Here is a 12416-nt window from a genome sequence, read left to right as displayed (position 1 = left end):
TGCGAGGCCTGCACAGGACCGTTCCGGCTCCCCTCATTCACGACGCCTCGCGAGCGCGCCCCCTCCTGGAGCCGGATGCCCACAGCTATAGCCCAGCTTAGGACAACAGTCAAGAACAAAGTAAGAACATAACATCCGCTGCCGTGCTTGGATGAGGCGCGTGTTTCCCTCCCCCTTGCGGGGAGGGGCAGGGGTGGGGGTCGATCGACCGAGTAAGACCTCAAACCAGTGAAGCTGTGATCTCCTATCCCGGTGGGGGAGGTCGAGCGCTGTCTGGAGAGGGCGGTCCCTCCCCCCCTGCCCCTCTCCCACCCGGGAGAGGGGAATGCTGTAGAGCCGTCATGTTCACTAGAGCAGACGCAGCGCTCCGACTTTACGACCCCCACCCCTAACCCCTCCCCGCAAGGGGGAGGGAAACACGTTTCATCCGTCACACGATCCCGGGTTTTGCTCCGCGCCCCAGGATGACGTGCGATGCAACCCGCCTGACGTCACGCTTCAGGTTGAGACAGGTGGCGTGTTGAGGCCTCTGCTGCGTCGCTGTGCGATAGGCCCGGGATTTTACGAGGCCTTTTGCAGGGCCTCCAGATCCGCCCCGCGAATGGCATCGAGGTTGCGGGTGATCTTGGCGGCATCCCAGTCCCACCAGCGGATCGCCAGAAGGTCCGCAATCACCTCATCGGAGAAGCGCTTTCGGATGATCCTGGACGGATTGCCGCCGACGATGGCGTAGGGCGGCACATCGGCGGTCACGACGGCCTTCGTGGCGATGAGGGCGCCGTCGCCGATCGTGATCCCCGGCATGATCGTGGCTTCCTGTCCGATCCACACATCGTTGCCGATGACGGTGTCGCCTTTGAACCCTGCCTTGATCGTGGCCCAGTCGAAACCCTTCTCCCATCCCTCGCCGAAGATGTTGAACGGATAGGTCGAGAAGCCTGTCATGGCGTGATTGGCGCCATTCATGATGAAGGTGACACCCGTAGCGATGGCGCAGAATTTTCCGATCACGAGCCTGTCCCCCATGAAGTCGTAATGGTGCTGGACGCAGCGGCTGACGAAATGCTGCGGGCCTGCCGGATCGTCATAATAAGTGAAGTCGCCGACCTCGATATTGGGCTGATCGATGAAGGCCTTGAGAAAGCCGACGCGAGGCTGGCCGGTCATCGGATGCGGATTGTTGGGATCGGGACCGTGCATCGTCGTTCTCCAAGACAGTAGACCAAAAGAAAATCCCCGGGGGCGGCCCGGGGATCATCATTCTCAGTGATTTTGCGTCAACCTTTTGCCGGGCTGGTCTTTCGGCTGAAGGTCTTGCGCAGGTTGTCCCACAACTCGATCTTCACGCCGTTCTTCCGCATGATGAAGCCCTGCTGGAGAACGGAGAGCAGGTTGTTCCAGGCCCAGTAGATCACAAGACCTGCGGGGAACGAGCCGAGCATGAAGGTGAAGATCACCGGCATCCAGGCGAAGACCTGCTTCTGCACCGGGTCCGGCGGCTCCGGATTCATCTTCATCTGCAGCCACATGGTGATGCCCATGAGGATCGGCCAAACGCCGAGCATCAGGAACGGCCCAATCATCGGCACAGCGCCCGGGTTGTAGGGCAGCAGGCCGAAGAGGTTGAAGATGGAGGTCGGGTCCGGGGCCGCGAGGTCGCGGATCCAGCCGAAGAACGGTGCATGGCGCATTTCGATGGTGACGAAGAGCACCTTGTAGAGCGCGAAGAACACCGGGATCTGGATCAGCACCGGCCAGCAGCCTGCGACCGGATTGATCTTCTCCTTCTTGTACAGCTCCATCAGCGCCTGCTGCTGCTTCATCTTGTCGTCGGCATAGCGCTCACGGATCGAGACCATCTCCGGCTGCACCGCCTTCATCTTCGCCATGGAGGCGTAGGACTTGTTGGCGAGCGGGAAGAACAGGATCTTCAGGAGCACCGTCACGAGCAGGATCGCGATGCCGAAGTTTCCGAAGAGATGGAAGAAGAAGTCCAGCACCTTAAAGAGCGGCTTGGTGATGAAGTAGAACCAGCCCCAATCGATCATCAGATCGAAGTTCTTGATGCCGAGATTGTCCTGATAGGCGTCGATGGTTGCCGTTTCCTTCGCGCCCGCGAAGAAGCGCTGCGTGGCCTCGGCCGTTGCGCCCGGCTGGATGGTCTGCGACGCACCCTGCATGAAGGCATTATACGTGCGGCCCGCCTGGCTCTGCTGCGAGGTGAACGCGCCCTGATAGGTCATCGCCTGATCGGGGACGATGGTCGCCGCCCAATATTTGTCGGTGATGCCGAGGAAGCCGCCCTTCACGTTGTCCCAGGTCTTCTGAGACACGGTGGTGCCGGCAACCGGCGTTTCCTTGTCGAGGGTCTCGTACTTGATTTCCTGAAGGCCGTTCTCGCCCAGGACGCCGATCATGCCTTCGTGAAGCACGTAATAGCCAAGCGTCACCGGCTTGCCGTGACGGGAGACGAGACCGTAGGGCTGCAAGGCCACAGGGGCGGAGCCGCGGTTCTCGACCGTGCTCTTGACCGTGAACATGAACTTGTCGTCCACCGAAATCGTACGGCGGAAAACGAGACCCTGGCCGTTGTCCCAGGTCAGGGTGACCGGGGCCGAGGTGGTCAGCCGGTCGCTGTCGGCGGTCCACTCGGTATTGGCATTGGGAAGGCCGCCTGCCTGAGCGCCCACCCAGCCGAAATCGGCGTAATAAGGATTCTGCGTTCCCTCGGGGGAAAGGAGCACGATGTTGGCGCTGTTGGGGCTGACGGTCTCGCGGTAGTTCTTCAGGGCGACATCGTCGATGCGGCCACCGCGCAGGTTGAGCGAACCCTTGATGGACGGGGTGTCGATGGCCACGCGCTTGCTGCCGGCAAGCGCAGCCTCACGGGACAGGGTGACGGGCCCTGCCGGGGTGCTCGGCACCGTTCCGGGCACCGTCGGTGCTGCTCCGCCTGCTTGGCTCGGGCTCGCAGGCGGATTCGGGGCGTTGGGATTGACCTGCGTGGATTGCTGCTGCTGGGCAGCCTGGCGCTGTCTTTCGGCCTCGGGAGCCGCATAGAAATATTGCCAGCCCAGAAGGATCGCCAGCGACAGGGCGATGGCGAGGATCAGGTTTTTGTTGTCATCACGCATGGGAATGTCCGCGACGCTCGCCTTGTGAGGGAGGTGAGGAGGGGAGGGTACGATCCGAGAGGTGGGCGCTTTTCGGCTTGGTTACAACCCGCAGGGCGCGCCGGAGATCGTCGATGAGCACGTCGTAATCCGCCGTCAGAATCTCGCGTCGTCCAATGATGACGACGTCCGCATGGATCGCTGCGTAGTCCTGTGCCGCCATGGGGATGGCAGCTCGGAGCCGACGCTTGATCCGGTTGCGCTCGGTGGCGTGGCCTACCCGTTTCGTGACGGTCAGGCCGACCCGAAGGCCGCTTGCCGAGCTGTCGGAATCGGGATGGTCGCGCAGGCGGGCCTGCACACTCATCCGCTCGGTATGAAAGCGGCGGCCGGAGGCCGCCGCGACGAAGTCAGGTCTTTTCGTCAGACGCCCGATGGTCAGGTCTGCGCGAGGTTCGCGCATCGGGGGTCCTTAAGGTCGCTTACGCCGAAAGGCGCTTGCGGCCATGGGCGCGGCGAGCAGCAATGACCTTACGGCCGCCCTTGGTCGCCATGCGCGCACGGAAGCCGTGGCGGCGCTTGCGAACCAGCTTGCTCGGTTGATACGTCCTCTTCACGGCACATCTCCGGTCGAATGGGGCAGCGGTGCTCGAAGGCTCGCGCCCGTCTGGTTAGGTAAGGGGTTGCCCCCGAAACTGTCTCGAAAAAACGATCAGCGCCCCAGAAGAGCGCTGTCAGCTTGCGGGCTTATGAAGGAAGAGAGGGGCAAAGTCAACGCCGCTCTGGCCTTTATGCGGCAATCCGGCAGCCCGAGCTTCATTCCTGATCTTCTCGCCGGAGCCGGTGGGCCTGGAACGTCGGGAGGTTATATATGACCCGGTAACCGGGGGAAAGCGTGGCAGACGAGAGCGATGAGCCTGGGGCAGCGCCTGCCCGCCATGCCATCTGGCGATATCTCCCTCTCGCGGTCCTGATTCTGGCCCTTGGGGCGGTCTTTGCCACGGGCCTCCATCACAAGCTCAGCTTCGAGGCATTTCTCCATTATCAGGCGCAGTTGCGAGGCATGGTGGAAGAGCATCGCCTGGCGATGCTGGGCGGATTCGCGCTGGTCTATGTGACGGCCGTGACCCTGTCCCTTCCAGCCTCGGCTTTTCTCACCACCATCGGGGGCTATCTGTTCGGCTGGCTCTTGGGCGCAGCGGTCGCTTCCGTGGCAGCGACCCTTGGAGCCACGAATATCTTTCTCATTGCCCGGACCTCCCTCGGGCAGCCGCTTCTGAGGCGGGCGGGCTCCCGGATCCAAAGCCTGGCAGCAGGTTTCCGCAAGCAGGCATTCTCCTATCTTCTCTTCCTGCGGCTGCTGCCCGTCATGCCCTTCTGGTTGACCAACCTGGCCGCGGCCTTCTTCGGCATGCGGCTGACGAGCTATGTCCTTGCGACCTATCTCGGCATGGTCCCGATCTGCTTCGCCTTTGCCTTCGCAGGCTCGGGCCTCGACGAGGTCATCGCCCGTCATGAGCGGTCCCGCCAGCAATGCCTGGCGGCTGGACGGGCGGATTGCGCTTCGGGGTTCGAAGTCGAAAGCCTCATGACGCCCGAGTTGATGATGGCGCTCTCGGTTCTGGGAGCCTTGGCATTGGCTCCTATCGTGATCAGATACTGGCAGGGCAGGCGCGGCCGTGAGGAAGGCTGACACGTGCGGCAGGCTTTTCGGGCGGTCCTGGACGAACGGCTGCGGGGGCCGGCAGCCAGGAGAGCATTCAAGGTTTCGGAACGCGCCGGCTTGGTCTATCCCTACCTCACCTTCTCCGAGGTGACGTAGAGCATGGCGGTGGAGTTTCTGTGGCCTTCGGCCCAGAATCCTTCGATGCGGCGAATGATGGTCTTTCGCCGCTTGGGACGGGGCGGGCATGGGTGTCGAGCAGGCGCAATCGCTGACGTGGCGGATTTTGAGCCAATTCGGGCTCTCCGCGCGCCTGCTGCTGCTGACCGTCCTGTTCGTCATGATCGCGGAAGTGCTGATCTATGTGCCCTCCATCGCCAATTTCCGGCAGACCTGGCTGAACGACCGCCTGGCTGCGGCGCAGATCGCCGCCATGGTGCTGGATGCCGCCCCCGAGGAAAGCCTGCCTGAGGAGCTGGAGCTACGCCTTCTTCAGGGTGTCGGGGCCCAGGCCATCGCTCTTCGTGGAGGAGGGCGCCGGAGCCTGCTCGCCGTCGGCGACGCGCCGCCGGAAGTCGGCAAGAGCGTCGATCTGCGCGATGCCAGGTGGGTTGATCTGGTCGGTGACGCCTTCGCTGTTCTCTTCAGTCCGACCGACAAGCCGATTCGGGTGATCGGCCATGGCATGGGCGTCGAGTTCGTCGAGATCATCCTTGATCAACGCCCCCTGCGGAACGCCATGCTCGAGTTCTCGCGCAACATCCTGCTGGTGTCCCTTTTGATCTCCATGATCACGGCGAGCCTCGTTTATCTCACCTTGCAATGGGTCATCGTGAGACCCGTGCGGCGGCTGACCGGCAACATCGCGGAGTTTTCCGGCAATCCCGAGGATGCCTCCCGAGTCATCCGGCCGACGGACCGGGCCGATGAGATCGGCCTGGCCGAGCAGGCCTTGGCGCGCATGGAAACGACCTTGGCCGACGAGTTGCGGCAGAAGCGGCGGCTGGCCCAGCTCGGCCTTGCGGTCAGCAAGATCAATCACGAGCTGCGCAACATGCTCACCACGGCTCAGCTCCTCACGGATCGTCTCGAGCGGGTGAACGATGAAACGGCGCAGCGCGTCGCGCCCCGGCTGGTCGCCACCCTCGACCGCGCTATCGCCTTTTGCGAAACGACGCTTGCCTATGGCCGCGCCACAGAGCCCTTGCCGCAACGTCGGCTGATTCCCCTTGCTCCCCTGATCGAGGATCTCTCGAACCTCACGGATCTCGCTCCGGAAGTCGGGATAGCCTTCAGAGCCCATGTGCCGGAAGACCTGATGGTCGATGCGGACAAGGATCAGCTTTCGCGGGTGCTGGTCAATCTGGTGCGCAATGCGGTGCAGGCTTTGAGCCAGGCGGGGGCCTCCGAGGGCGAGCCGTGCATCGACGTCACCGCCAGGCGCGACGGGAATACCGTTACGATCCTCGTCGAGGATAACGGCCCGGGAATACCCGACCGGGTGAAGGCCGATCTTTTCACGCCGTTCCAGAGTTCTGCCCGCAAGGGTGGCACCGGTCTCGGGCTGACGATCGTGGCGGAACTGATCCAGCTCCACGGCGGTACGATCAGCCTCGACGAGGGCGAGGGCCATACCTGCTTCCGGATCACGATCCCCGATCGGGCCGCCGTGCAGGAGACAAATTGAGGCTTGTGCAAAATCTCTGCAAAGGAGGCTTGCCAAGCGCGCCAGAACCCTTTAAGTCACCCGCCTCGGCTGATGTTGCTTCCCGCAACGAACTGCCGACCAAGCGCCCGTAGCTCAGCTGGATAGAGCACCAGACTACGAATCTGGGGGTCAGAGGTTCGAATCCTTTCGGGCGCGCCATTTTCCTTTAAAGCACTAGAAGAAGCGACCTTATCTGCTCCAAACGCAGAATAAGGGATTCTGGGCGCATCGCGTTTCCATCGGCTGTTTCCCCATTCCCCGAAGTCGCGGCTCGTTTTCGATGGCTGCTTGGGAATCTCCTTTGATCCTGGGACCAAGCGGCGCGACTGCCGTCATCAAGGCTGGGCGCTGCCTTCTTGCGACCTTTGTGATTCCGAGAAGCCATTGGGCGATCATTGGAGGAGGAGCCAGCCGACTATCGCGATGGGGCCGATCACTCCCAATGAAAACGATGCGATATGGTGGACCATGACGATCATCCCTCGATGATCGATCCTCGCATGTTCATCGGTGATCGAACGTGAGCCACATCACACATAATCTCGTCCAGGCTTGCGCGATGGTGTGAACCTGGTGAATGCACCGATTCACAAATGCAGCTCCAGGTTTCTCATGTCTCTGCTCCGTCAGTATGGAGCACGACGTCGTCAGGCCGCATTCCGACCAACTCAGCATAGCGTTCCGGATCGGTGGCGCCTTCCGTATTGATGATGAAGATTCGGGACGTTTCATCGAGATGAAGGGCCGCGCGGATTTCAGGATCCGCTGTGGCGCGAATAAGGCCGGCAAGGCCTGCACCGCCGCTCTCGCCGGCCACGATGGCCGGATCCTTGCCGACCGGCCGGGCCAGGCGGTTCATCGCCGCGATTGCATCCTCCTCGTCGACAATCATGAAGCCGTCAGCAGTGCGGGACAGCACTCTCCAGGCAATCAGAGACGGCTCGTAGCATTCGAGCATCGCCATGACCGTCGGCTCGCCATGAGCTATCTTGACCGGATAACCTGCTCGTGCCGTTTCGAAGAGGCAGGCGGCTCGTGCCGGTTCGACCACGATGAAGGTCGGCCTTCGGTCGCCGAACACGAGAGCGAAGTGTGCTGCGACCGCTGCCGCGACGCCGCCGACGCCTGCCTGCACGAACACATGAGTCGGCGTTTCGGGAAGCTGGCGCAACGCTTCGCGCACCATGGCGGTATAGCCCTGCATCACCAGACCGGGAATGCGCTCGTAGCCCGGCCAGGAGGTGTCTGACACCACGGTCCAGCCTTTTTCGGAGGCAACCCGCGCGGCCTCGGCAACAGAGTCGTCATAGGTGCCCTCGACTCGGATCATCCGTGCGCCGAAACGGGCGATGGCTGCCACCCGTTCGTCGCTGACGCCGGAATGCACGAAGATGACGGCCTCGGCGCCGACGAGCTGCGCACCCTGCGCGACCGAACGTCCATGATTTCCATCCGTCGCGCATGCGACCGTCATGCCGGATGCGATGGAGCGAACTTCGGACATGGGCAACTCGGCGACGTCTACCGGTCGTCCGAGCCGACGGCTGGCTTCCTCAAGCACGAGCCGTATGACCGCGTAGGAACCGCCCAGAGCCTTGAAGCTGCCGAGGCCGAGGCGAAAGCCTTCATCCTTCATATGAATTGCGCCCACACCAAGCTCGGACGACAAAACCGCAAGGGAGTGCAGGGGCGTCGGGGCATGGTTGCCGCGATAGGCAAGAAAGCGCTCGACCTCCTCCGCAGCCTTCAGGCCCAAGGTTTCGGCATCAATTCCATCAAGAGCCTTGCGATGATCATGGTGCTGATTGAGGAGAAGCATGTCGATCCTTCCGATGTGAGGCGGCGAGAAGATATTGCACCTGGGAAGAGAAAGGCGCTCTATTCGAACGAGCAGAATGCAAGAATTTTTTCGTGCGATTGAAATGTCAGTGTCTTTGTCAGGATGACTGAAGCAATCCATTCCCTCTCACTTTCGAGAAGCAATAGCGACAGTTTTTGGTGAGTGGGCGTCAGAGACGAGCATCTGCATCAGCCTGCCGTTATCAAGATCTATTATTCGCGAAAATGGATGATAGGTTTTCTTTGCGTATTCGCTTCTGCAAGCCGACAAGGAAGCGATAACCCTTTCGTGAAAGCAGAGGGGTTGTAATTTTCTATCCAATACTTATATTTATATTGTCATGATTACATTGCGCCACATCCTCACCCTCCGCGGAGGCCGCCTCTTCGCAGGCCGCTAAGCCCCGAACCAGGCTTGAGCGCTTTGCGCCGCCGTTCGGGGTCATGACCAATCTCGCAATAACTGAACTCAGCAAGCCTGATCTGTCCGGGTGAACGCTGCCGGCCATCTCGTCGGGACTCGTTCCTTGGCTCGCTCAGTGCTGAACAGGAGGATCTGATGAACAACGCAACCGATAAACTGCCGCCGATCACGCTCGCAACGAACGACTACAACCGTCTCATGTCCATTGCCGCCATCAATCGCCAACAGCGCTCACCGCGTCGTGAGTTTCTGATGTCGGAGCTGCGGCGGGCGTCGCTCTGCCATCCTGCCAACCTGCCGGAGGACGTGGTCTCGACCAATGCGAAGGTCACGTACCGGCTCAACGGCACCGGTCGGCCCATGGCGCAGGTCCTGGTTCATCCTGAGGACCTGAACTGGCCGGGAGCGGAACTGTCCGTGCTGACGCCTCTGGGGATCGCCCTTCTCGGCCTTCGTGTGGGCGACCGCATGCCGTTCCAAACAGGCCGGGATGGGCCCGTGCACGAAGTCGTGGTGGAGGATGTCCAATTCCGGCTGCTGCCGGATGAAGCGGATGCCGCCACGAATGCCACTGATCCATCCGATCATGGGGCCGGCAACTCGCAGGACGACCTGGAGCGCCGGTTGGACGAGGCCTTGATGGAGACGTTCCCTGCCAGCGATCCGGTCTCCGTCATCATCTGCGGGCGGTCCTGACAAGGAAGAGGCAACAACCGGTCCCGCATCGCAGCCGCAAATGAGATTCAAAGGAGACAACAATGACCCAAGTAAACCTCCCTCCCATCACCATCACTGCGGTCGATTACAACAGGTTGGCCCGGATGGCGACCGCGGGCATTCAAAGCCAGCGCTACACCATCGCCGAAATGCTGGCGGATGAGCTCGATCGCGCGATGGTCGTGGCTCCCGGCGCGATCCATCCGGGCATCGTGACGATGCATTCGGAGGTCGAATATCAGGACATGGTGACCGGCGACATCCGCCGCATCACCCTGGTGTATCCGGGCGAGGAAGATCTGGATGCCGGGCGGATCTCAGTCATGACCCAGATCGGCGCAGCGCTCATCGGCCTGTCGGAAGGCCAGTCCATCGAATGGGATGCACCAACCGGGGGATGGCGTGGGCTGATGGTGCGGCGGGTGCATTTCCAGCCCGAGCGCATCGTGGACCTCGGAGCCTGAGCCAACCACGAATTCGTGCCGCAAGCACGTGCCAACAATCAAATAAGGAAAAGAAACATGAAAGCCGAAACCGGCCACGCAATGACCAGGAACAAGAAGTCACGCATTCATCAGCCGACTGAGATCAAAGTCGCCACTCTTCGAGCGTGGACCCCACAGCCCAACCCGCTATCCCGCGAGGAGATCCGGAAGCACGTGATCAACCAGATCGGGTAGCGGCGGCAGGCTACCTGGGAGCACCGCCGATGTCGTGATCGCTCTGCAGGATGACACGCGTCAAACTGCCGGTCGCCGGGAAGAGTGGAATGAGACATGCCTGCAAAGCGTGATAGAGGTCCGGCTTTCCAGTAAATAATGTGCTTGCCGGTTGCAGGCTCTCCGAAAGCTCGGGATGCCATCCGCCTTGCTCGTGATCGATCAGATGACGATCGATGAAGCTCCACACATGTCGATACCAGGTCTCGTGGAATTCATTCGGCATGTGCTCGCATAGAAAGGCTGCAGCGCCGATGGCTTCCGCGCATGGCCACCATAGCTTCTGCCGCAAGCGTGGATGATTGTCCCAGTCGAGCGCGTAGAAGAATCCCCCTTCGTCCCGATCCCAGCCAAGCTCAATGGATTGCCGGAAAAGCTCACACGATGCCTGAGGCATCCAATCGTGCCGCTTTCCGCCGAGGGCCCAGAGTTGCAGCAGAAGGCGAGCCCATTCGAGCCAGTGCCCCGGCGTCGTCCCGAAAGGGCGAAACACGTCGGAGCCGCGATAGCTGCGATCCAGAGACCAGTCGGCATGAAAGTGCTCCGCCACACGATAATCCAAAGAAGCGGCGTGGCGGCCGATGATGAGCTCTGCGATGCGCTCGGCTTTATCGAGATAGGACCGCTCTCCTGTAGCCTCGAAAGCGGCCATCAGGGCTTCCGTCAAGTGCATGTTGGAATTCTGCCCGCGGTACTGGCTGATCGGCGACCAGTCGCGAGCGAATTCCTCGGCGACTGCTCCGTTCTGTTCTTCCCAGAAATGCTCTTCCAGAACCTGCGTCACGTCGGTCAGGAGCCTATCGGCAAGAGGATGCCCTGCGCACTTGGCGCTTGAAGCCGCGAGCAGCACGAAGGCATGGCCGTAGGCCTGCTTCGTATCGTCCTTCGGGCCAGCGTCGTCGAGAGACCAGACATAGCCTCCATGCTTGGCATCGCGGTGGCTGTTCCAGAGATAGCTCATGCCGTGATCGACAATCGCATCGGATCCAGGGCGGCCGAGAAGCACGCCGATGGAGAAGCAATGCACCATGCGCGTCGTGCTGTGGATCTGCCGCACCGGATTGTCGTCCAGCGGATATCCCCGGCTGTCGAGAGTGTAGAAGCCGCCCGCGGGATTGATGTTGCCATGCTGGAAAAAATCGAAAAGCCGATGCGCTTGCGCGCCGAGCCATTGGCGATGAAAGGGGCGTGTGCGCCAGCTCGATCCTGTCGCAGGAAGATTGGGAACAGGCATCGGCATGTGAATCTCCAGTTCTTCTCAGTTACGCTCTGCCATGAAGCGGATCACTTCGTCCCACGTCGGTGGATTTGCCCCGCGTCGTGTGCAGACAATGGCAGCCGATGCCGCCGCGAAATCTAGCGCTTCCGTCACTTGCGGGATGCTCAAGCCATTGATGCCTGACGGGGTGAGCAGGGCTTTCGCATCGAGCCAGGAAAGAAGGCCCGCATGGAATGTATCGCCTGCACCCACCGTATCGACCACGCTCACGCGCGGTGCGGGACGCTCGATGATTGAGGAGCCGAGAATAGCCAGAGGGCCTTCGGCTCCACGGGTGACGATGACGAGCTTGGGACCACGCCGAAGCCAGGCGCGCGCGCAGGCAACAAGGTCCTGGTCCGGATAGAGCTGGTGAAGATCCTCATCGCTTGCCTTGACGATATCGGCATAAGCGAGAAGGCGCTCGAACCGCTCGCGATAGATTGTCAGGTCGCCAACGATGCGGGCGCGCACGTTCGGATCGAGCGAGATCGCGCGCGATCCGGCTTCCCTGCAAAGCAGGGCTTCGATGGTGCCGGCAATGGGCTCTACGCCGAGGGCATAGGAGCCGGCGGCAATGGCGTTGATGCTGGACGGAAGTTGCGATGGCAGCATCTCGATCTTCAGAGCGCGGTCTGCACTATCCGGAGCATAGAAGGAATATTGCGGTTCTCCGGAGGCGCTCGTCGCAACGACGCTGAGCGTGGTCGGGTTCGGACAGCGCTGCAGATAGGATGCGCTGACACCGACGTCAGCAAGCCTGCCTGCGAGAAATATGCCGAACGCATCTTCGGACAGGGTCGACAGGAAAGCGGCAGGGCGGCCAAGGCGGCCGATGCCAATCGCCACGTTGAACGGCGATCCTCCTGCCACGGCTTCGGCGGAGAGCCCAGCCGGAGAGGGCGAGCCAACGAACAGGTCGATCAGAGCTTCGCCGCAAACCAAGATCATTCCTGTCTCCGAAGATGGTGGACG

The 12416-nt window shown here is 61.4% G+C and carries 12 protein-coding genes and 1 tRNA gene; 6 read left to right on the top strand and 7 right to left on the bottom strand.

Translation table 11 applies throughout. From position 1 onward, the window contains the following. Positions 1-561 precede the first annotated feature (561 nt). From BLP10_RS03530 to rpmH, 4 genes are all read right to left on the bottom strand, one after another. Positions 562-1200 (bottom strand): CatB-related O-acetyltransferase, encoded by a 639-nt coding sequence (locus tag BLP10_RS03530; RefSeq protein ID WP_091129901.1) that lies wholly within the window; start codon positions 1198-1200, stop codon positions 562-564. Between the two features lie 77 nt (positions 1201-1277). Next, positions 1278-3134, bottom strand: coding sequence for a membrane protein insertase YidC (gene yidC / locus BLP10_RS03525; protein ID WP_091129898.1), 1857 nt, complete (start codon positions 3132-3134; stop codon positions 1278-1280). Then, positions 3127-3576 carry a ribonuclease P protein component gene (rnpA, locus tag BLP10_RS03520; RefSeq protein WP_091129895.1) on the bottom strand — a complete coding sequence of 150 codons (450 nt, stop codon included), beginning with the start codon at positions 3574-3576 and terminating at the stop codon, positions 3127-3129. The genes yidC and rnpA overlap by 8 nt, the downstream gene beginning before the upstream one ends. Before the next feature lie 19 nt (positions 3577-3595). Further along, positions 3596-3730: a 50S ribosomal protein L34 gene (rpmH, locus tag BLP10_RS03515; RefSeq protein ID WP_027314822.1), complete on the bottom strand. Its 135-nt coding sequence runs from the start codon at positions 3728-3730 to the stop codon at positions 3596-3598. 278 nt (positions 3731-4008) lie between these two features. Here rpmH and BLP10_RS03510 point away from each other — a divergent pair, with 278 nt between their 5' ends. The 3 genes from BLP10_RS03510 (at position 4009) to BLP10_RS03500 (ending at position 6643) form a co-directional block, all read left to right on the top strand. Further along, complete coding sequence (locus tag BLP10_RS03510) at positions 4009-4806, top strand: TVP38/TMEM64 family protein (protein WP_091129891.1); 798 nt, start codon at positions 4009-4011, stop codon at positions 4804-4806. A 217-nt stretch (positions 4807-5023) separates the two neighbouring features. Further along, positions 5024-6463 carry a sensor histidine kinase gene (locus tag BLP10_RS03505; protein ID WP_091129887.1) on the top strand — a complete coding sequence of 480 codons (1440 nt, stop codon included), beginning with the start codon at positions 5024-5026 and terminating at the stop codon, positions 6461-6463. A gap of 103 nt (positions 6464-6566) precedes the next feature. Beyond that, a tRNA-Arg gene (locus BLP10_RS03500) sits at positions 6567-6643 on the top strand. A gap of 451 nt (positions 6644-7094) precedes the next feature. Here BLP10_RS03500 and BLP10_RS03495 read toward each other — a convergent pair. Then, on the bottom strand, positions 7095-8303 hold the full coding sequence (locus tag BLP10_RS03495; RefSeq protein ID WP_091129883.1) for a diaminopropionate ammonia-lyase: 1209 nt from the start codon (positions 8301-8303) through the stop codon (positions 7095-7097). Between the two features lie 579 nt (positions 8304-8882). Between BLP10_RS03495 and BLP10_RS03490 the strand changes: the two genes are divergently transcribed. The 3 genes from BLP10_RS03490 to BLP10_RS23070 all read left to right on the top strand — a co-directional run bounded on the left by BLP10_RS03490 (position 8883) and on the right by BLP10_RS23070 (position 10144). Beyond that, positions 8883-9443, top strand: coding sequence for a GreA/GreB family elongation factor (locus tag BLP10_RS03490; protein ID WP_091129880.1), 561 nt, complete (start codon positions 8883-8885; stop codon positions 9441-9443). A 62-nt stretch (positions 9444-9505) separates the two neighbouring features. Further along, complete coding sequence (gene rnk, locus BLP10_RS03485) at positions 9506-9928, top strand: nucleoside diphosphate kinase regulator (protein ID WP_091129876.1); 423 nt, start codon at positions 9506-9508, stop codon at positions 9926-9928. A 57-nt stretch (positions 9929-9985) separates the two neighbouring features. Beyond that, positions 9986-10144, top strand: coding sequence for a hypothetical protein (locus BLP10_RS23070; protein ID WP_175493764.1), 159 nt, complete (start codon positions 9986-9988; stop codon positions 10142-10144). A gap of 10 nt (positions 10145-10154) precedes the next feature. On the opposite strand, the gene BLP10_RS03480 is transcribed toward BLP10_RS23070, so the two are convergent. Together BLP10_RS03480 and BLP10_RS03475 are read right to left on the bottom strand one after the other, a co-directional pair. After that, complete coding sequence (locus BLP10_RS03480; RefSeq protein ID WP_091129870.1) at positions 10155-11423, bottom strand: AGE family epimerase/isomerase; 1269 nt, start codon at positions 11421-11423, stop codon at positions 10155-10157. An 18-nt stretch (positions 11424-11441) separates the two neighbouring features. Then, positions 11442-12392, bottom strand: coding sequence for a carbohydrate kinase family protein (locus tag BLP10_RS03475; RefSeq protein ID WP_175493763.1), 951 nt, complete (start codon positions 12390-12392; stop codon positions 11442-11444). Between the last annotated feature and the right edge of the window lie 24 nt (positions 12393-12416).

The sequence above is a fragment of the Microvirga guangxiensis genome (assembly GCF_900102135.1).
GTDB classification, from domain to species: Bacteria; Pseudomonadota; Alphaproteobacteria; order Rhizobiales; family Beijerinckiaceae; genus Microvirga; species Microvirga guangxiensis.
This window is presented reverse-complemented; position numbering and strand designations above follow the sequence as displayed.

Coding starts and splice junctions, on each gene's coding strand:
- BLP10_RS03480 (WP_091129870.1), bottom strand. CDS start 11,423: ATGCCGATGCCTGTTCCCAATCTTCCTGCGACAGGATCGAGCTGGCGC.
- BLP10_RS03505 (WP_091129887.1), top strand. CDS start 5,024: ATGGGTGTCGAGCAGGCGCAATCGCTGACGTGGCGGATTTTGAGCCAA.
- BLP10_RS03490 (WP_091129880.1), top strand. CDS start 8,883: ATGAACAACGCAACCGATAAACTGCCGCCGATCACGCTCGCAACGAAC.
- rnpA (WP_091129895.1), bottom strand. CDS start 3,576: ATGCGCGAACCTCGCGCAGACCTGACCATCGGGCGTCTGACGAAAAGA.
- BLP10_RS03495 (WP_091129883.1), bottom strand. CDS start 8,303: ATGCTTCTCCTCAATCAGCACCATGATCATCGCAAGGCTCTTGATGGA.
- BLP10_RS23070 (WP_175493764.1), top strand. CDS start 9,986: ATGAAAGCCGAAACCGGCCACGCAATGACCAGGAACAAGAAGTCACGC.
- rnk (WP_091129876.1), top strand. CDS start 9,506: ATGACCCAAGTAAACCTCCCTCCCATCACCATCACTGCGGTCGATTAC.
- yidC (WP_091129898.1), bottom strand. CDS start 3,134: ATGCGTGATGACAACAAAAACCTGATCCTCGCCATCGCCCTGTCGCTG.
- BLP10_RS03475 (WP_175493763.1), bottom strand. CDS start 12,392: ATGATCTTGGTTTGCGGCGAAGCTCTGATCGACCTGTTCGTTGGCTCG.
- BLP10_RS03530 (WP_091129901.1), bottom strand. CDS start 1,200: ATGCACGGTCCCGATCCCAACAATCCGCATCCGATGACCGGCCAGCCT.